General features: G+C 71.7%; 14 protein-coding genes and 1 pseudogene. 5 read left to right on the top strand and 10 right to left on the bottom strand.

Features of this window, described 5'->3' with window-relative positions; all coding sequences use genetic code 11:
* Positions 1-388: 388 nt before the first annotated feature.
* Positions 389-2,650 (top strand): MMPL family transporter, encoded by a 2,262-nt coding sequence (locus ACFU97_RS17295; RefSeq protein WP_384256838.1) that lies wholly within the window; start codon positions 389-391, stop codon positions 2,648-2,650.
* Positions 2,651-2,746: 96 nt separating this feature from the next.
* Here the strand turns inward: ACFU97_RS17295 and mgt are convergent.
* From mgt to ACFU97_RS17270, 5 genes and pseudogenes are all read right to left on the bottom strand, one after another.
* A pseudogene (gene mgt, locus ACFU97_RS17290) lies at positions 2,747-4,004 on the bottom strand (macrolide-inactivating glycosyltransferase).
* A 106-nt stretch (positions 4,005-4,110) separates the two neighbouring features.
* Complete coding sequence (erm, locus tag ACFU97_RS17285; protein WP_384256836.1) at positions 4,111-4,890, bottom strand: ErmE/ErmH/ErmO/ErmR family 23S rRNA (adenine(2058)-N(6))-methyltransferase; 780 nt, start codon at positions 4,888-4,890, stop codon at positions 4,111-4,113.
* A 423-nt stretch (positions 4,891-5,313) separates the two neighbouring features.
* Positions 5,314-6,600, bottom strand: coding sequence for an ABC transporter substrate-binding protein (locus ACFU97_RS17280; RefSeq protein WP_384256834.1), 1,287 nt, complete (start codon positions 6,598-6,600; stop codon positions 5,314-5,316).
* Complete coding sequence (locus ACFU97_RS17275) at positions 6,600-7,433, bottom strand: carbohydrate ABC transporter permease (RefSeq protein ID WP_384256832.1); 834 nt, start codon at positions 7,431-7,433, stop codon at positions 6,600-6,602. Before ACFU97_RS17275 ends, ACFU97_RS17280 begins: the two co-directional genes overlap by 1 nt.
* Positions 7,430-8,338 carry a carbohydrate ABC transporter permease gene (locus ACFU97_RS17270; RefSeq protein ID WP_384256830.1) on the bottom strand — a complete coding sequence of 303 codons (909 nt, stop codon included), beginning with the start codon at positions 8,336-8,338 and terminating at the stop codon, positions 7,430-7,432. The genes ACFU97_RS17275 and ACFU97_RS17270 overlap by 4 nt, the downstream gene beginning before the upstream one ends.
* A 282-nt stretch (positions 8,339-8,620) precedes the next feature.
* Here ACFU97_RS17270 and ACFU97_RS17265 point away from each other — a divergent pair, with 282 nt between their 5' ends.
* Positions 8,621-9,484: a phosphotransferase enzyme family protein gene (locus tag ACFU97_RS17265; protein ID WP_384256827.1), complete on the top strand. Its 864-nt coding sequence runs from the start codon at positions 8,621-8,623 to the stop codon at positions 9,482-9,484.
* A gap of 96 nt (positions 9,485-9,580) precedes the next feature.
* On the opposite strand, the gene ACFU97_RS17260 is transcribed toward ACFU97_RS17265, so the two are convergent.
* Positions 9,581-10,480, bottom strand: a complete 900-nt coding sequence (locus tag ACFU97_RS17260; protein ID WP_384256825.1) for a LysR family transcriptional regulator — start codon at positions 10,478-10,480, stop codon at positions 9,581-9,583.
* 94 nt (positions 10,481-10,574) lie between these two features.
* Here ACFU97_RS17260 and ACFU97_RS17255 point away from each other — a divergent pair, with 94 nt between their 5' ends.
* Both ACFU97_RS17255 and ACFU97_RS17250 read left to right on the top strand, forming a co-directional pair.
* A complete protein-coding gene (locus tag ACFU97_RS17255) occupies positions 10,575-11,525 on the top strand; it encodes a DMT family transporter (RefSeq protein WP_384256823.1) in 951 nt (316 codons plus the stop codon).
* Entirely contained in the window at positions 11,495-11,992 is a 498-nt protein-coding gene (locus tag ACFU97_RS17250) for a YbaK/EbsC family protein (RefSeq protein WP_384256820.1), read from the top strand. The genes ACFU97_RS17255 and ACFU97_RS17250 overlap by 31 nt, the downstream gene beginning before the upstream one ends.
* Before the next feature lie 73 nt (positions 11,993-12,065).
* Here ACFU97_RS17250 and ACFU97_RS17245 read toward each other — a convergent pair whose 3' ends face one another.
* The 4 genes from ACFU97_RS17245 to ACFU97_RS17230 all read right to left on the bottom strand — a co-directional run bounded on the left by ACFU97_RS17245 (position 12,066) and on the right by ACFU97_RS17230 (position 16,438).
* Positions 12,066-12,791 (bottom strand): 3'-5' exonuclease, encoded by a 726-nt coding sequence (locus tag ACFU97_RS17245; RefSeq protein WP_384256818.1) that lies wholly within the window; start codon positions 12,789-12,791, stop codon positions 12,066-12,068.
* A 119-nt stretch (positions 12,792-12,910) separates the two neighbouring features.
* Positions 12,911-14,158 (bottom strand): SAV2148 family HEPN domain-containing protein, encoded by a 1,248-nt coding sequence (locus tag ACFU97_RS17240; protein WP_384256815.1) that lies wholly within the window; start codon positions 14,156-14,158, stop codon positions 12,911-12,913.
* Between the two features lie 103 nt (positions 14,159-14,261).
* Entirely contained in the window at positions 14,262-15,578 is a 1,317-nt protein-coding gene (locus ACFU97_RS17235) for a copper amine oxidase (RefSeq protein ID WP_384256813.1), read from the bottom strand.
* 50 nt (positions 15,579-15,628) lie between these two features.
* A complete protein-coding gene (locus ACFU97_RS17230; protein WP_384256812.1) occupies positions 15,629-16,438 on the bottom strand; it encodes a Tat pathway signal sequence domain protein in 810 nt (269 codons plus the stop codon).
* A gap of 178 nt (positions 16,439-16,616) precedes the next feature.
* Between ACFU97_RS17230 and glgX the strand changes: the two genes are divergently transcribed.
* Entirely contained in the window at positions 16,617-18,746 is a 2,130-nt protein-coding gene (gene glgX, locus ACFU97_RS17225) for a glycogen debranching protein GlgX (protein ID WP_384256810.1), read from the top strand.
* Positions 18,747-18,859 lie beyond the last annotated feature (113 nt).

Raw genomic sequence — 18,859 nt, 5'->3', positions numbered from 1 at the left:
CCTAGGACGGCCGTCGTGCCCCGTGGGGGCGGGCACGACGGCCGTGTCCGCACAGGCGGACTGCGCGAAACTCTGGCCGACCGACCGGGTCCGGAGCAACACCTACACGCAGCTGTGACTTGTTCAACAAGGTTTTGTAATCACAAAGAGGAGCGATGCCGACGGACCGGACACGGCCCGGCCACCCTGATCATTACCCTCGGGTAGCCCGGATAGATGTAAGGGGCCGCGGTCCTCCCCAGCGGTGAGGCCACCGGGTCCGAGCGGATGAGTTCCGGCCACGGCACTTCACCGGGCAGCACGACGAGATGCGCTTATGCCCGCCATACCTTCGAAGCGAAAGGTGGCGGCAGGGGGCTGCCACCGTGCACAAGGGGGCAAGCCCATCATGGGGAACGGAGATTCGCGGGTGCGGGGCCTGGCCGCCCGGGCCGGCGGCTGGAGCGCCCGGCACCGATGGGCTGCCGTCGGCATCTGGGTGCTGTTCGTGGTGCTGGCGATGGGGCTCGGCTCGGCCGCCGGCCGCGTCGACCTCAAGGACAGCGACCAGCTCAAGGGCGAGACGCACACCGCCGCCCAGATCATCGACGATGCCGGGATCAAGGAGCCGGCCGGTGAGACGGTCCTGATCCAGGCGAAGGGCGGCGGACTCAAGGCCACGGACGCCGAGTTCAAGGCGGCCGTCGGCGCGGTCGTGAAAGCCGTCGACGCGACCGGCAAGGTCACCGACGTGAAGTCGCCGTACATCACGCAGACGATCTCCAAGGACGGGCGCAGCGCGCTGGTGCAGTTCGACATGCGCGGCGACGCCGAGACCGCGGGCGACCGCGTGGCGCCCGTGCTGAAGGCCGTCGACGGGGTGCAGAACGACCACCGGACGCTGCGGATCGAGGAGATCGGCAGCGCGAGCATGCAGAAGACGTTCGACGACGCGTTCGGGGACGACTTCAAGAAGGCCGAGCTCTCCGCGGTGCCGGTGGCCCTCGGCATCCTGCTCATCGCGTTCGGCGCGCTGGTCGCCGCACTCCTGCCGGTCGCCCTGGCGATCACCGCGATCATGGCGACGATGGGCCTGATGGGCATCGCCAGCCACCTCCAGCCGATGACCGACACCGCCAACTCCGTGATGCTGCTGGTCGGTCTGGCCGTGGGCGTCGACTACTGCCTGTTCTACCTGCGCCGCGAGCGCGAGGAGCGGGCCGCCGGACGGGACGCGCAGACGGCGCTGCAGATAGCCGCCGCCACCAGTGGCCGCGCGATCATCGTCTCGGGCATCACGGTCTGCGTGGCGATGGCGGGCATGCTGTTCACCGGGCTCGCCACGTTCGAGGGCATGGGCCTCGCCTCGCTGATGGTCGTCGCGGTCGCCATGGTCGGCTCCGTGACGGTGCTGCCCGCGCTGCTGTCGCTGCTGGGCGAGCGGGTCGAGAAGGGCAGGGTCCCGTTCCTGGCCAAGGCCATGGAGCGCCGGGCCGCCCGCACGGGCGGGGAGAGCCGGTTCTGGACCGCCGTGCTGCGCGGCGTGCTCGCCAGGCCCCTGGTGGCGGTGCTGGTCGCGGCCGGCGCGCTGCTCGCGATCGCGGCGCCCGCGGTCGGCATGAAGACCCAGAACCTCACGCTGGACCAGGAGTTCGGCGACTCGCTGCCGATCGTGCAGACGTACAACCGCGTCAACGACGCCTTCCCGGGCGGTTCCGAGCCGGCCGAGGTGGTCGTCAAGGCGAAGGACATCAACGCCCCCGAGGTGCGGTCCGCCCTCGCCGACTTCAAGGAGCGGGCGATCAGTTCGGGCGCCTCGCGCGGTCCGGTCGAGATCAAGCTGCACGACGCGCAGAACATCGCCTACGTCTACGTGCCGCTGGTCGGCGGTTCCGACCTGGACAAGGCGGGCGCCAGCCTGGAGAAGCTGCGCGACGAGGTGCGGCCCGCGACGCTGGGCAAGGTGGACGGTGTGCAGGCGCCGATCACCGGGCAGGTGGCCGGCTCGCACGACTTCAACGACCAGCTCGGCGGCGCCGTCGTCCCGGTCTTCGCGTTCGTCGTGGTCTTCGCCTTCGCGCTCATGCTGCTGTCGTTCCGCTCGCTGACGGTGGCGATCACCTCGATCGTGCTCAACCTGCTGTCGGTGGGCGCCGCCTACGGCATCCTCGTCGCCGTCTTCCAGCACGGCTGGGGCGCGTCCCTGGTGGGCGCGGAGGGCGTCGGCGCGATCATCACCTGGCTGCCGCTGTTCCTGTTCGTGATCCTGTTCGGCCTGAGCATGGACTACCACGTGTTCGTGGTCTCGCGGATCCGTGAGGCGCGGATGCGTGGCCGGACGACGCGGGACGCGATCCAGCACGGTGTGGTCACCACGGCCGGTGTCGTCACCAGCGCCGCGGTCATCATGGTCGCCGTGTTCGCGATCTTCGGCACGCTGTCGATGCAGTCCATGAAGCAGATGGGCGTCGGCCTGGCGGCCGCGGTGCTCATCGACGCGACGATCATCCGGGGCGTGCTGCTCCCGGCGGTGATGGCGCTGCTCGGCGAGCGCAACTGGTACCTGCCGAAGTGGATGCACCGGCTGCCGGACCTGACGCACGACGAGGCCGCGGACGCCGTGGTGGCGCCCGCGGCACGGGACGACGAGGGTGAGCCGCTCAGGGTGTGAGCCCGTCCGGCCGGGGGTGCGAACCCCTCCCGCCGAGGGTGTGAACCCCTCCTGAACGAGGGCCCGTTGGTCATCGGGGAGCCAACGGGCCCTCACTCATGCCCGGCGCGCGGGCAGTTCGGCCTCGACGAGGTCTGCGGCCCGCTGCGTGCCTCCTTCCCGGGCCATCTCGGCCTGGATGTCCTTGAGTCTGCGGGCCACTTCGGGGTCGCCGACGAGCGCGAGGGCCGCCTCGCGCAGCGCCTCGGCGCTCACCTCCTCACTGTCGAGGCGGCGCGCGACACCGAGGCCCCGCAGCATGTCGGCGTTGCCGAACTGGTCCACGGCCTGCGGTACGGCGATCATCGGGGTGGCCGTGCCCAGCCCCTCCTGGCTGCCGCCGGCACCCGCGTGCGTGACGAACAGGTCGGCCTGCCGGAGAATCGCCAACTGCGGGACCCAGGAGCGCACTTCGACGTTGTCCGGCACGGCGCCGAGCTCCGCCGGGTCGACATGCCTGCCGATCTGGAGCACGAGGTGCCAGCCCGGCAGCTCCCCGAAGGCCCGCACACACGCGCGGTAGAACTCCGGCTGCCTGGTGAAGGCCGACCCGAGGGAGACGAGCACGACCTTCTCGGCGCCCGCCGGGCGCTGCCAGCCGCCCTCGCTGGAGCGGTCGCCCTGGCAGGCGCCGACGAAGGTGTAAACGCTCTCGTCGACCCGGTCGGCGTTCGGCTGCATCGCCCTGGGGATCAGGACGAGCGAGCGGTCCGGCCGGCCCACGAAGGGATCGGGGTGCAGGCCGATCCCGTTCTCCTCCAGCCAGGCCTGGAAGCGGGCGTAGTACGCCTGTCCGCGCGCGGTCCGCTTCGGCTCCGCCCACATCGGCTCGGCGACCTCCTCCTCGTAGCCCTCCCAGGCGACGAGGTTCGGCGACAGCGAGACGGCGGGCACTCCCCAGCGGTGGGCGAGGACCCGGGCCGGGTACGACGTGATGTCGTGCAGGACGAGGTCGGGCTCGTCCCCCTCGTACGCGGCGGCGAGCTGCGGCAGCGCCTGGATCGCGTCGGCCAGGAACAGCTCGACGTGGTCCAGCAGGACGCTGCCCCAGGCCTCCGGGTCGGCGTCGGGCCCGGGCAGGGTGGAGTTCCACAGCTTCGGCTCGGCGCCGCTCTCGGCGACCTTCTCCGCGAACACGGGGGGGATCGCGTACGTCACCCGGTGGCCGCGGGCGACGAGCTCACGGATCACCTCCAGGCTGGGGTTCACATGGCCGTGGGCGGCGACGGAGAACATCGCGATGTGGGCGGGACGGGTCACGGGGGTTCGGCTGGTCATATGGGCGACGGTAGGCGAGACGATACGTCTCGTGCAACCGGAATACGGGGGCCCCGGGTGGGCCGGTGACCTCGGAGGCGTCGGAGACCTCGGATCCGCAGCCGGCCTCGCGTGCGCCGGTGACCTCGTGTGCGTCGGCGACCTCATGCGTCCAGCGCCTCGTGCAGCGCCAGCCAGCGCTCCGGTGCCACCTCGCCCACCAGGACCCCGGGGTCCAGCCCCGCCGCGCGGAACGCCGCGTCCACGCGGCGCCCGGGATGCGCGCGCCGGAGCGAGGCGTGCAGAGAGCCGCCGACGCCGGAGAAGCCGAGCTCGACGAGGTGCCGCCAGCGCTCGTGAGCGGCCGGCGCGAGCAGCGGGGTACGGCGGCGCTCGATGCGGACGATCCCGGCGTCGACGCGCGGCGCGGGCCGGAACCGGCCGCGCCCGACCCGGCCGACCAGCCGCCACTCGTGGCGCGGCCAGCTGCGGACGGTGACGAGGGTCCAGCTCCCGTAGTCGCCGGTGCGCTTACGGGCGTACTCGAGCTGGGTGAGGAGGGTGGCCTCCGTGAGGGCGGGCGCCCGCAGGCACCAGTCGACGATGGCCGAGGTGCGGGAGAAGGGCACGTTCCCGGCGACGGAGAAGGGCGTGCGCGGGGGCTTCGCGGCGAGGAAGTCCCCGCCGACGACGGTGACCTGCGGCGTCTTCGCGAAGCGGTCGCGCAGGACGGGGATCAGTCTGCGGTCGATCTCGTACGCGCGCAGCTCCCGGCAGCGCGGTGCGAGCCACTCGGTCAACGCGCCTTTGCCGGCGCCGACTTCGAGCAGGAGAGGTGCCTCGTGTTCGCGCGGGACGGCGAGGCGGGCGAGGTGTTCGGCGGTGGCGCGGTCGGCGAGGAAGTTCTGCGAGAGCGCGCGGGAGGGGGGATGGGTGCGGGCCATGGCCTGCGTCCTTGTCTTCCGTGGAAAGGGAGAGGGCAGCCGAGGCCCTGACCGGAAGACAGGAGGCGGGAATGCGCAGCGCGCGGGTCGCGTGCCGCCAACGGGTCACGCGTCGCGAGGAATCAGCGGGTGCGGCTCTCCGTACCGGTCAGGGAACCGAGGCCACGGCGCATCCGGACGGAGTGCGCGGTGCCCCGGCCGAGACCGGAGTGAGTGATCGCGTTGCAGGCTGCCACGGACGCGACGCTAGGCGGACGGCCTCTCACGGGGCAACGGGTTTTCCGCGCGGCCGGGCAGCGGGTTTTCCACCCGGCCGGGCAGCAGGCTTCCCGCCCCGCCGGGCATCGGACTCCTCGCCCCGCGGGCAGCGGACACCCCGCGCGGCCGGGCAGCGGGCTCTCCGTCACGCCGGGCGCGGGCCGCTCAGCGCTGGTACCGCGCCAGCACCAGGTTCCCGTCCTTCTCCAGCCGTCTGCGCAGCTCGGCGAGCCCGATGGCGCCGCTGTAGTACTCCTGGAAGGCGGGTGTCGCCACCTTGTCCTTCCACTCGGGGTAGCCGCGGACGGACTGCGCGGGCGCGGAGCGGAGGTGGGCGGCGAGGGCGGTGCCGGTCGCCCAGCCGTCCTCGGCGCGGTGCAGCGCGGGGTCCTTCAGGGCCTGGATGCCGGTCGGCAGCATCCAGTCCCCCAGTGCGAGGCGGACCATGTTCTTCGGCCGGAGCAGGAAGTCGACGAACGCGGCGGCCTCCTTCTTGTGCGGGCTGTCCTCGGCGACGGACAGGGTCTGCGGGCTGACGCCCTGGGTGAGCCCGTCGGCTCCGGCCGGGGCGGGCAGCACCTGCCACCGGAAGCCCTTGGGGGCCTGCTGCGCGATCTGCTGACGGTAGGAGAAGCCGAGCGGGACCATCGCGTACTTCCCGGCGAAGAAGCCGGGCAGCGTGTCCGAGCCGCCGCTGCCCAGGGTCGTGGGCGAGGCGCTGTGATCGGTGTTCGCCTGGGCACCGACCGTGCGCGGCACCACCTGGTCGGCTTCCCCGAAGCGGATGGTCACCTTGCCGTCCGCGCCCCGGTGGAACAGCTCGCCGCCCGCCGACAGGGAGAGGTTGAGCGTGGCGGAGACGGGCTCCTTGAGCGGCCAGGCCACGCCGTACTTCCCGCCGCCGCTCAGCTCTTTCGTCACCTGCCTGAACTCCGCCCAGGACCAGGGCCGTTCGGGGGTGGGGATGCGTACGCCCGCCTTCTTCAGCCAGGTGGAGTTGGCGACGAGGACGCGCGGCTCCTGGAGGAAGGGCACGCCGTAGACGCCGTCGCCGAAGGTCGTCGTCTGCCAACTCCGCTGCGGAATTTCGGACTTGAGCCGGGCGGGCAACAGGTCCCGCAGGTCGGCCAGATAGCCGCCGTAGGCGAAGTCCGCGAGGTCGTCCGAGGCGTCGTGGATGATGTCGGGGGCCTCACCGCCCTCGAAGGAGGTCAGCAGCTGGTCGTGGACGCTGTCCCAACTCCCCTGCACGTACTCGACCTTGACATTGGGATGGCTCGCGTTCCACTCCTTCACCAGCTCCTTGTTGGCCTTCACCGACTCCTGCTGCCAGGCCAGGGACTGGAAGCGCAGTGTGATGCGGCCGTCCGCCGGACCGCTGCCGCCGCCCGTGCAGCCGGCCAGCAGCAGGGTGAGCGCGAGGGCGAACTGGCAGACGGTTCTGGTACGCATCAGTTCTTCACCGCCCCGGTGAGCATGCCGCCGGTGATCCGCCGCTGGATGAGGGCGAAGACGACCAGGGAGGGCAGCGTCGCGAGGAACGCGGCCGCCGCCAGCGGGCCGAGGTCCGCGACACCCTCCGCGCCGATGAAGTGGGTGAGGACGACCGGCAGGGTCTGCTTCTCCGGGGTCTTCAGCAGGACCAGCGCGAAGAAGAACTCGTTCCACGCGGTGACGAAGGCGAACAGCGCCGTCGCCGCGATCCCGGGCGCGAGCAGCGGCGCCACCACCGACACCAGGGTCCGCGCCCGCCCGGCGCCGTCGACGGCCGCCGCCTCCTCGACCTCGGTGGGCACGGCGCGGACGTATCCGGCCAGCATCCACAGCGCGAACGGCAGCGCCCACACCACGTACACCAGCGTCAGCCCGGCCAGCGAGTCGATCAGGCGCAGGTTCTTCAGCACCAGGAACAGCGGGATGATCACCAGGACCAGCGGGAACGCCTGGCTGACCACCACCCAGCCGGTCGCCGCCCGGGTCAGCGCGGTGCGGCGGCGGGCCATGACGTAGGCGAGCGGGGTCGCGATCACCACGGCGACGACGGCCGCCCCGGCCGCGGCGAGCAGGGAGTTGAGCGCGGCGTGCAACAGGGGCTGCTCGTCGAAGGCCTGCCGGAAGTTGTCGAGCGTGGGGTTCCGCGGGATCCAGGTGGGATGCAGACTGCCCAGCTCCCGGGGCGACTTGAAGGCGGTGGACAGCAGCCACAGCAGGGGGAAGGCGAGGAAGACGAGGTATGCGAGCAGCGCCGCGTACTGGCCGGCCCGGGTGCGGGTCCCGGTCCTCATGCGTCGTCACCTCCGCTCAGCCGGCCGACGAGGAAGAGGGCGAGCAGCACCGCGACGACGGCCACCATCACGCATCCCATCGCCGCCGCGTACCCGAACTGGCCGTAGCGGAAGGCCTCTTCGTAGGCGAAGAGCATGGGCAGCCGGGTGCGGCCGCCGGGGCCGCCGCTGGTGAGCACGTAGACCAGGGCGAAGGAGTTGAAGTTCCAGATGAGGTTGAGGGCGGTGATGGCGAGGGCGACCGGGCGCAGGGCGGGCCAGGTGACCGTGCGGAAGCGGCGCCAGGCGCCCGCTCCGTCGACGGCGGCCGCCTCGTGCAGCTCGCGCGGGGTGTTCTGCAGACCGGCGAGCAGCGCGACCGTGGTCTGCGGCATGCCGGCCCAGACGCCGACCACGATCACCGCGGGCAGCGCGGTCGCGAGCCCGGCGAGCCAGTCGTGGCCCCCGCCGAGGCCGAGGTCGTGCAGGGTCTCGTTGAGGACGCCCGCGTCCGGGTTGTAGACCAGTCGCCACATGACTCCTACGACCACCTCGGGCATCGCCCACGGGATGATCGCCAGGGCGCGGGCCAGCCATCTCAGCCGCAGGTCCTCGTTGAGCAGCAGCGCGAGACCCAGCGCCAGCAGGAACTGCGGCACGGTCACGCCGACCGCCCACACCAGCCCGATGCGGAACGACTCCCAGAACAGGGTGTCGTGCAGCAGGTCCTGGAAGTTGAGGCCGCTGATCCACCGGGTGGCCTGGGTGCGGCCCGACTGGGCGTCGGTGAAGGCCAGCAGGACGCCGTACAGGAGCGGTCCGACGCTCAGTACGAGGATGGGGATCAGCGCGGGGAGGACGAGGAACCAGGCGCCGCGATCCGTGGCGCGCCGCACCGGTCTCACCGCCTGGGCCACTGCCGCCACGGCATCTCCCTCTCTGTCCGGGATCTCTGTAGGGGACCTCTGTCCGGGACCTCTGTGCGGGACCTTTGTGCGGGATCTTTGTGCGGAACCTCTTTACGGGACGCGGCCGGGTGGTGCGGCGGGGCCGCGCCCGGTCATGGCCGTGAGGGCAATGTGCCCCGCAAACGGCCCGCGCACCCGGTGCGACCTGTACGGATGCGAGACTGATCGACGTATGGCGTGATTCCGACGCTGTTCGCGGCAGGGGTACGACGCAGGGGTACGACGACACGGAGGCGGACGATGGACGAGGCACGGGCGCGGGACGTACTGGCCTCCGCGGGGGTGCTGCCGGGCCCGGCGCGGGACGCGCGGCTGCTCGCCCTGGGCGAGAACGCCGTGTTCGCCGCCGGTGACCTGGTGGTCAAGGTGGGCCGTGACGCGGAGCTGCTGGAGCGGGCGCGCCGCGAGCTGGACATCGCGCTGTGGCTCGCCGAGGCGGGCGTGCCGGCGGTGCGGGCGGCCGAGCCGAAGCCGCGGCTGGTCGAGGGGCACCCCGTGACGGTGTGGCACCGGCTGCCGGATCCCGTGCGGGACGCCGAACCGCGGGATCTGGCCGAACTCCTGCGGGTGGTGCACGCGTTGCCCTCGCCCTCCTTCGCGCTGCCGCCGCGAGAGCTGCTGGGCGGGGTGGAGCGCTGGCTGCGGCTCGCGGGGGACGCGATCGCTGCGCAGGACGCGGCGTATCTGCGCGCGCGGCGCGACGGGTTCGCCGCGGCCGCTGCCGCGTTGACGCCTCGGCTGACGCCCGGGCCGATTCACGGGGACGCCCTGCCCCGGAACGTGTACGTGGGGCCGGACGGGCCGGTGCTGGTCGATCTGGAGACGTTCTCGTCCGATCTGCGGGAGCACGATCTGGTGGTCATGGCGCTGTCGAGGGACCGCTACGGGTTGCCTGCGGCGGCCTACGACGGGTTCGTGTCCGCGTACGGCTGGGACGTGCGGGAGTGGGAGGGGTGTTCCGTGCTGCGGGGGGCCCGGGAGACGGCCAGTTGTGCGTGGGTGGCGCAGCATGCGCCGAGCAATCCGAAGGCGCTGGCCGAGTTCGAGCGACGGGTGGCGTCGTTGCGGGACGGGGACGAGACGGTGCGGTGGATGTCGTTCTGATGCGGGCTGTCCCGGGACGCGTTGGCCGTTTCGTTGGCGGGTGCGGGTTGGTGGTGGCTGGTCGCGCCGTTGCCCGCGCCCCTGGCGGGGCTGCGGTCACCCGGCCTGGATGGTTCGGGCCGCCTCGTGCAGTTCCTTGAGGACTGTGCGGATCGCTGTGCGGGCCGTGCGTTCCGGGCGGTGCAGGGCGTCGATGTGGCGCCGTGCGCGGACGCCGCCGAGGGGTCTGAGGACCAGGGCGGGGTGCGGGCGCATCGTCCAGCGGGGCATCAGGGCGAGGCCGCCGCCCGCCGCCACGGCCTCGGCCACGACCGCGAACTCGTTGATGCGGTGCGCCAGATGGAGGCGCTTGCCCGCCGCGGCGGAGATGGCCTCGATCGTCGCCATCACCGGGAAGCCGTCGTGCACGGTGATCCACGGCTCGTCGGCCACGTCGCGCGGGGTCACGCGGCGCTTGGCGGCGAGCGGGTGACCGGCCGGCATGGCCACGTCCAGGGGCTCGCGCAGCAGCGTCGTCGCGGTGACCGTGTCCGGCCACGGCGGGGCGTGTTCGAGACGGTGCGCGAGGACGAGGTCGTACTCCCGGGTCAGGCGCGGGAAGTCCTCCTGCGGCACGTCCTCGTCCGCGAGCCGGGGCACCGGTGCGCCCGGCCCGGCGAGCGCGCGCAGCAGCAAGGGGAAGAACGCCGCGGCCGCGCTGTGGAACGCCGCCACCGACACCTCGCCGTCCGGCCGGTCCAGGAACTCCCCCACGCTGCGCCGGGCCCGCTCCAGCGCGCTCTCCACCTCGATCGCCGAGCCCGCGAGCGTCTGCCCGGCGTCGGTGAGCACCAGACGGCGTCCCTGGCGCTCGGTGAGCGGCACCGGGATGGACCGCTGGAGCAGCCGCAGCTGCTGGGAGATCGCCGACGGGGTCACGAGCAGCGCCTCGGCGACCGCGGTGACGCTGCCCAGCTCGCCGAGCTCCCGGAGAATCCGCAGCTGCCGTTCGTCCATGTCCTCAGTGTAGGGACTCGATGTAGCGCTGCTAAAAGATCGTTTTAGAAATTGGTACTGGGCTTCACGGACGTCCGCGGTGCACGGTGGGGCGGTGTCCGACGTCCGCCGTACCGATGCGGTACTCCTCCTTGTCGCCGTCGTCTGGGGTTCGAGCTATCTCTCCGCCCGGACGGCCACCGCCGCGCTCCCCGTCCTGCTGGTGCTCCTCGTGCGCTACGCGCTGTCCGCGCTCGCCTGTCTCACCGTCGTGGCCGCCCGCCGCGGACCGCGCCGGTGGAGCCGTGACGAGCTGCGCGCGGGCGTCCCGCTCGGGCTGACGCAGGCGGCGGTCCTGATCGTGGAGACGTACGGCGTCGCCCACACCAGCGCCGCCAACGCGGGACTGATCATCAGCCTCACCATCGTGCTCACCCCGCTCCTCGACCGCGCGCACGGCGGGCCGCCTCCGCTGTTCTTCGCCGCCGCCGGCGTGTGCGTCCTGGCCGTCGGGCTGCTGATGGCCGGCAACGGCTTCCACGCCCCGAGCCTCGGCGATCTGCTGATGCTCGGCGCCGCGGTGGTCCGCGCCGCGCATCTCGCGCTGGTCGGGCGGCTCACCGGCGGCGGCCGGGACATCCGCCCGCTGCACCTGACGGCCGTGCAGACCATCGTCGGGACCGTGCTGTTCCTGCCGGCAGCCGCGCACGAGCTGCCGGCGCTCGCCCGGGCCGGCACGGCGACCTGGACGCAGCTGGTGTATCTCGCCCTGTTCTGCAGCGTGTTCGCGTTCCTCGCGCAGACCTGGGCCGTGCAGCGCACCTCCGCCAGCCGGGCCGGCCTGCTGCTGGGCACCGAACCCGTGTGGGCCGTCGCGGTGGGCGTCGCCCTCGGCGGTGAGCACCTCACCGCACTCACCGCGCTCGGCGCCGCCATGATGGTCGCCGGCACCTACTGGGGCCAGTCCGTGGAGCGCGCCCACCGCGCCGCGGCCGCACGCGAGACCGAAGTCCACGCCCACGAAGGGGACGTCCGATGCCGGACCACGACACCTACGACCGTCTGATCTCCCTGCTCGACTCCTCCTCCGTCGACTACAAGCTCATCCACCACGAGCCCGAGGGCACCACCGAGGCCGTCAGCGCGCTGCGCGGGCACCCGGTCTCCGAGGCCGCGAAGTGCATCGTGCTCCGGGTCAAGGTCGACCGCCACACGACCCGGCACGTCCTCGCGGTCGTCCCCGGGGACCGCCGGGTGGACCTGGACGCGGTGAAGACGCTGTTCGCGGCCCGCTACGTCGGCTTCAGCGACGCGGAGACGGCCGAGCGGCTCGCGCGGGCGGTCCCCGGCACGGTGCTGCCGTTCAGCTTCGATCCCGAACTCGAGCTGGTGGCCGACCCGGACGTCGTCGCGCAGCCGCGGCTGTACTTCAACGCGGCCCGGCTCGACCGCTCCCTGTCGCTCGCGGGCGCCGACTACGAGCGGGTGGCCCGCCCCGGGGTGGAACGCGTGGCGGGCCCGGCCCCGGCGTAGGGACCCGGCCGCCGGCCCCGGCATGATGGGGCCTCGCCCCGTGCGGTCACCTCGGGTGCGGGGGAGGAACCCCTCACACCACCGGCTCGTCCGTCAGCTCCCGCAGCGGCCATGTGCCGTCGACCACCGCCGTCGCGTCGCCCTTGCGGCGCAGGAAGTCCTGGAAGTCGGCCGCCCACTCGGCGTACCACTCGATCTGGCGGCGGTGCAGTTCCGCCGGGCCGAGGGCCGCGATCTTGGCGTGCCGGCCGGCTATCGCGCAGGTCAGTCCGGCCGCGGCGAGGGCGTCGGCGGCGGCGTCGTGCGCGGCGTCCAGCGGGACCCCGTACTCCCTGCAGACCGCTTCGAGGTTGCGCTTGCCGCGGCGGTAGCGGTCCACCCGGCGGTCGATGCAGTACGGGTCGACGACCGGTGCGGGGTCGATGCCGCCGAGGCGGTCGCGCAGCGACGGCAGTCCGTACCGCCGCAGTTCGGCGGAGAGCAGGCTCAGGTCGAAGGCGGCGTTGTAGGCCACGACCGGGACGCCCGACTGCCAGTACCCCACGAGGACGTCCGCGATGGCGTCCGCCACCTCGTCGGCCGGGCGGCCCTCGGACGCCGCGCGTTCGTTGCTGATCCCGTGCACCGCCACCGCGTCCGCCGGAATGACGACGCCCGGATCCGCCAGCCACTCCCGGCGCCCGAGGGGCTGCCCTCCCCTGACCTCGATCACGGCCCCCGTGACGATGCGCGCCTCGCGCGGATCGGTCCCGGTCGTCTCCAGGTCGAAGCCGATCAGCAGCTCCTGGTGCCAGCCCATGGGCGGCCCCCCTTCTTGGTGGTGCTTTCCCCCAGTGGTCTCCACCTTCCCATGAGCCACTGACAATCCGAGGACCGCATTCCGCTTACCGTCCGGTCGCGCGGGCCGCCGGGGGCGCTTCAGGACACCGGGCGCGAATCCGCCCAAGTCGCCTCGAACTCCTCGCGGTAGATGGGGAAGAGTCCACTGTCGACCCCCTTGTCCAGATCGCCGGACTTGACCACGCGGCTGCCGTTGCGCAGCACCAGCACCGGCGCCTCCATGCCGCGCGAGCGCCGCAGATAGGACTGCACGACGGCGACGCCGTCCGAGCCGTCCCCGTCGACCAGATAGGCGGTGAAGCGCGGCGTCTCGTCGTAGACCTGGATCTCGAACGCGCCCGGGTCGCGCAGCCGGGACCTGACCCGGCGCATGTGCAGGATGTTCATCTCGACCGCGCGGCTCAACTCGCCCCGCTTCATGCCCAGTTCGCGCTCGCGCCGCTTCACGGCGCTGGAGGCCGGGTTGAGGAACAGCAGCCGGACCCGGCAGCCCGCCTCGGCCAGGCGCACGAGCCGGCGCCCGGAGAAGTTCTGCACGAGCAGGTTGAGGCCGATGCCGACGGCGTCGAGGCGGCGGGCGCCGCCGAAGATGTCCTCGGCCGGGAACTGGCGCAGCAGCCGCACCCGGTCGGGGTGCACGGCGACCACGTCCGCGTACCGGTCGCCGACCAGGTCCTCGACCGCGTCCACCGGCAGCCGGCGGGCCGAGGGCACGTCCCCGGCCGCGCCCAGGATGTCCAGGAGCTTCGCGGAGGCCCGCTCGGCCTGGCCCAGCACGGCCTGGGACAGGGCCCGGTTGCGGGAGACGACGTTGCGGGTGACCTCGAGCTCGTCCAGGGCGAGTTCGACCTCGCGGCGGTCGTCGACGTACGGCTCGAAGCACGGCCAGTGCTGCACCATCAGCTCGCGCAGCTGCGGCAGCGTCAGGAAGCTGAGGACGTTGTCGTCGGCCGGGTCGAGCAAGTAGCCCTTGCGGCGGCTGACTTCGCGCACGGCGACCGCGCGCTGCACCCACTCCTGGCCCGCCGGGCCGGCCGCGGCGACCACCCACTCGTCGCCGTGGACGGGTTCGTAGATGGGCCGCAGAACAGCGGCCACGACCGCGCGCAGCCGCTGCTCGACGAGATTCAGCCAGATGTAGGCCCGTCCCGCTCGCTGGGCGCGCGTACGCACCTCGCGCCAGGCGTCGGCGTCCCAGTCCAGCTCCGGCCCGATGGAGTTCGTCGCCATGGGCCTGGCCAGTGACACCGTGCCGGGCGGGACGTCTGTGGAGTTCCCCTCGTGACCCTCGTCACCAGGGGGCAGCTCCAGCCCTCCCGAGCCCACCCGCGCACCGCCTTCCGCTCCCCCGAGCTCTCCCCGTCCCAACGATCAAGGAAGGGTACTCCGGGACCGGTAGGCGATGCAGCCGGATGGACAGGGTCGTTTCTCAACTACGCGGCTCCCAGTGGCCGTTCTGCGACGCGAGGGCGTCGGGAGTGAGCGGATTCATAGCCGTGACGTCCCGCGGGGAGATCGAGAAACCCTGCCAGTGGACCGGCATGGGCTGCTGGTCCTCGTCCCGGGCGATGTGGTGGAAGCCCACGTTCATCCAGACGATCGGGTGCGTGAGCGTCTGGCCGTTCACCCACTTGTCCACGGACTTGCCCGCCCCGGCGGCGCAGTTGCCGGTGTTGTTGCTGGCGAACTGCTCGCACTTGTTGTACTCGGTGAAGTACAGGTCGTGCTTGGTGAAGCTGCGGCCCGGGTACTTCGTGGTCGGGCCGGGGACGATCTCGTACGAGCGCGCGTGCCCGTCCTTGTTCTTGCCGGTCGCGCTGACCATCCGCCACCAGCGGTAGGTCTTGTAGTCGCCGGCGAGTTCCTTGGTGATCTTGGTGCGGGTGGTCTTGGCGCTCGGGGCCTCCTGGCCGCGGGCGGGCGCGCTGCCCTTCGAGTCGTACTGCTCGACCTTGGTCTTGGAGGAGCCGTCGAGGCCGAAGTCCAGCCGCCAGAAGACGTTGTGGGTGTGGCTGGTGGCCGAGGCGGTGGCGCCCTTGCCGATGGGCCAGCCGCGGCCGTCGCCGGCGTCGTAGTCCTCGTAGGAGAGGCTGCCGGTGGCGCCGACGTTCATGTTGATCGTGCCGTCGTCCTGGAAGCGCCACTCGGTCATGTACTCGTACCAGCCGACCTGGTTGACCGTGTAGACGAGCAGGTCCTTGCCCTGCTGCTGGTAGACCTTGTTCGCGCTGTCGCCCTGCATGCGGTAGGCGTGGCCGCGCGAACGGGTCGTGGTGCACAGGCCGTTGACGTTCGGGTGCTGCGGGTCCCAGGAGTCCGGCACCTTGACTGACTTGATGGTGCCGCCGGGGCACTCGCCGGGCGCCAGGTTCACCAGGCCCTGGGCGAAGCCGAAGCCGGTGAGGTCGTCGTACTCGACGCTGCCGTCGTCGTAGGGGACGTCGATCTGCGCGAGCCGGGCGCTGTTGAGCACCTTGATCGGCTTGGTCTCGCCCTTGGGCTGGTAGGAGACGTCGTCGAGGACGAGTCCGGCCTTGCTGTCGTAGCGCCAGCACATGGTCCAGGTCGTGCCGCTGGAGAGCTTCTGCTCGATCTTGTAGGCGGCGCTGCAGCCGGCGGCCGGGGCGGCGGCCCTCGGCTGGGCCGAGGCGGGTCCCGCGCCGGTCATCGCCCCGGCGGCGAGCGCGGCCACGGACAGACCGACGGCCGTGCGGGCGCGTGCACGGCTCATTCTGTTGACGTGCATGAAGAGGTGACTCCCTTACAGGAGGAGCAAGTTGGATGTCTGGACGGACGTCAGTGGCGGTCGAGCTGGGCGACCTTGCCGGCACTGAGGTCGACGATCAGCGACCTGGCGTCGATCCACGGGCCGTTGACGACCTTCGGAAACAGCCGCACGCACCGGTGCTCGCCGCACTTGTCGAGCACGGCGGGCTGGGCACCCGGGGTGGCCCGGTAGACGGCGCCGTTGAGCAGCAGCTGGTCCGGCGAGGTGAGTTCCTTGCCGGTCGCGTCCTTGTAGTCGGCCTTCAGGCCGGCGCCGAGCGGGTCGGCGATCAGCAGCCTGGCCGCCTCGGCGTTCTCGGCCCGGGCGAGCGGCGGCTGGACGCCGTGCTGCGTGCCCGTCTGCTCGACCTTCCCGGTGTCCAGGTCGACCGTCTTCGTGACGAGGGTGTCGTTCTTGTAGTCGTAGAACGTCACGTCGGCCCGGCGCGGTGCGTTCGCGCCGTCCGTCCCGTCGTCCTCCGGGTCGACGAGGTCGACGGTGAGGCGCTGCGGCCCCCGGTCGCCCTCGACGTTCTGGGCGGAGTTGAGCAGCTGGCGGTTGGCGGCGATCTGCTCGGCCCGCTTGATCTCGTCGTCGGTCAGCGGATCGCTGCCCCTGCCCCGGTCGCCCTGGGCGGGCGCCTGCTGGACGACACCGGGCTGGACCGCCCCGTCCTGCCCCGCCTGCCGGGCGCTCGCCGTCCCCGCCCCGCTCCCTCCCGACTCGTCGGCCCCCGCCGTCCCCGGCAGGGTGATCCCGACCATCACGGCGGTCCCTGCCACCGCGACGGCCGCACCGGCCACCACCTTTCCCAGATGGCGGTGCACTATGTTGCGCACATCTTCCCCCTACTCCCCCTTGGTCACGGGAGTACCTGTTTGCCCCACTGGTTCGGCATACCGCGTATGCCTGGTCGAGCGGTAAGAGGGACGTAAGTCATAGGTGGTTCCATCACTTTCGGGGACACTCGACGCGAAGGCGCCCCCGGCGGCGAGCTCCACCTGAAAGAGTCGATCCATGCAGGTCTGGCCTGGCGAGGCGTATCCGCTCGGTGCCACGTACGACGGCGCCGGCACCAATTTCGCGGTCTTCACGGAGGCCGCGGACCGAGTAGAGCTGTGTCTGCTGCACGACGACGGCTCGGAGACGGCGGTGGAACTGCGCGAGAGCGACGCGTTCGTACGGCACGCGTACGTGCCCGGCATCATGCCGGGACAGCGGTACGGCTTCCGCGTGCACGGGCCGTACGCCCCCGAGCGCGGGCTGCGCTGCAATTCGGCGAAGCTGCTGCTCGACCCGTACGCGCGCGCGATCAGCGGCTCCATCCGCTGGGGCGAGGAGGTCTACGGCTACCACTTCGACGCCCCGGACGAGCGCAACGACCTGGACTCGGCCCCGCACACGCAGACGTCGGTCGTGGTCAACCCGTACTTCGACTGGGGCGACGACCGGCGGCCGCGCCGCGGGTACCACGAGACGGTGATCTACGAGGCCCATGTGAAGGGCCTCACGATGCAGCACCCGGGCCTGCCCGAGGAGCTGCGCGGCACCTACGCGGCGCTCGCGCACCCGGTGATCATCGAGCATCTGGTGGAGCTCGGCGTGACCACGCTGGAGCTGATGCCGGTGCACCAGTTCGTGAACGACCACCGGCTGGTCGACATGGGCCTGAACAACTACTGGGGCTACAACACGATCGGCTTCTTCGCCCCGCACAACGCGTACGCCTCCTGGGGCGACCGCGGGCAGCAGGTCCTGGAGTTCAAGTCGGCGGTGCGGGCCCTGCACGAGGCCGGCATCGAGGTCATCCTCGACGTCGTCTACAACCACACCGCCGAGGGCAACCACCTCGGCCCGACGCTGTCCTTCAAGGGCATCGACAACCCGCAGTACTACCGCCTCACCGACGACCCGCGGTACTACATGGACACCACGGGCACCGGGAACTCCCTGCTCATGCGGTCCCCGCACGTCCTGCAGCTGATCATGGACTCGCTGCGGTACTGGGTCACGGACATGCACGTCGACGGCTTCCGCTTCGACCTCGCGGCCACGCTGGCCCGCCAGTTCCACGAGGTGGACCGGCTGTCGTCGTTCTTCGACCTGGTGCAGCAGGACCCGGTGGTCTCCCAGGTGAAGCTGATCGCCGAGCCCTGGGACGTCGGCGAGGGCGGCTACCAGGTGGGCAACTTCCCGCCGCTGTGGACCGAGTGGAACGGCAAGTACCGCGACACCGTACGGGACCTGTGGCGCGGCGAGCAGCGGGCGCTCGCCGAGTTCGCGTCCCGGCTGACCGGCTCCTCCGACCTCTACCAGGACGACGGCCGCCGTCCGCTCGCCTCGATCAACTTCGTCACCTGCCACGACGGCTTCACCCTGCACGACCTCGTCTCGTACAACGACAAGCACAACCAGGCCAACGGCGAGGACAACCGCGACGGCGAGAGCCACAACCGGTCCTGGAACTGCGGGGCGGAGGGCGAGACGGAGGACCCCGGTGTGCTGCAGCTGCGGCAGCGGCAGATGCGGAACTTCTTCGCCACGCTGATGCTCTCCCAGGGCGTGCCGATGATCAGCCACGGCGACGAGTTCGCGCGCACCCAGCGCGGCAACAACAACGCCTACTGCCAGGACAACGAGCTGGCCTGGGTGAAATGGCCGGACCCGGACGCGGAGGAGGGCTCGCCCGAGCACGAGTTGATGGAGTTCGTGCGCGCGATGGTGTGGCTGCGCAAGGACCATCCGGTCTTCCGCAGGCGCCGCTTCTTCCACGGCCGGCCCGTGGAGGGCACGCACGACGACCTGTCGGACATCGCCTGGTTCACCCCCGAGGGCAAGGAGATGACCCAGCGGGACTGGGACACGGCGCCCGCCTCCGCGCTGACGGTGTTCCTGAACGGCAACGCGATCTCCGAGCCCGGGGTGCGCGGGGAGCGGATCGGCGACGACTCGTTCCTGCTGATGTTCAACGCCTCACCCGAACCGCTGGACTTCGTGGTGCCGGTCAACCACGGCCGGCAGTGGCAGGCCGTGGTGGACACCGCCCGCGCGAACGGTGTCCCGCCGGACGGCGACCAGAAGGTACAGGCCGGCGACCGCCTGACCTTGGTGGACCGCAGCATGACGGTGCTCCGCCGCCCGGTCTAGGGGCCGGACACCTCCCGGGTCCCGCCCTGCCGGCCCTCCCCACGTACATGGGGGGAAAGCTCCGCAAGCCCTGCGATCTTGTGCGTATTCCCGCGTGTGGTATACGGAGCCAG

This window comes from Streptomyces sp. NPDC057616, assembly GCF_042800575.1.
Lineage (GTDB): Bacteria > Actinomycetota > Actinomycetes > Streptomycetales > Streptomycetaceae > Streptomyces.
Note: the sequence above shows the minus strand (reverse complement) of the source record. Positions and strands in the feature narration are given on the sequence as shown.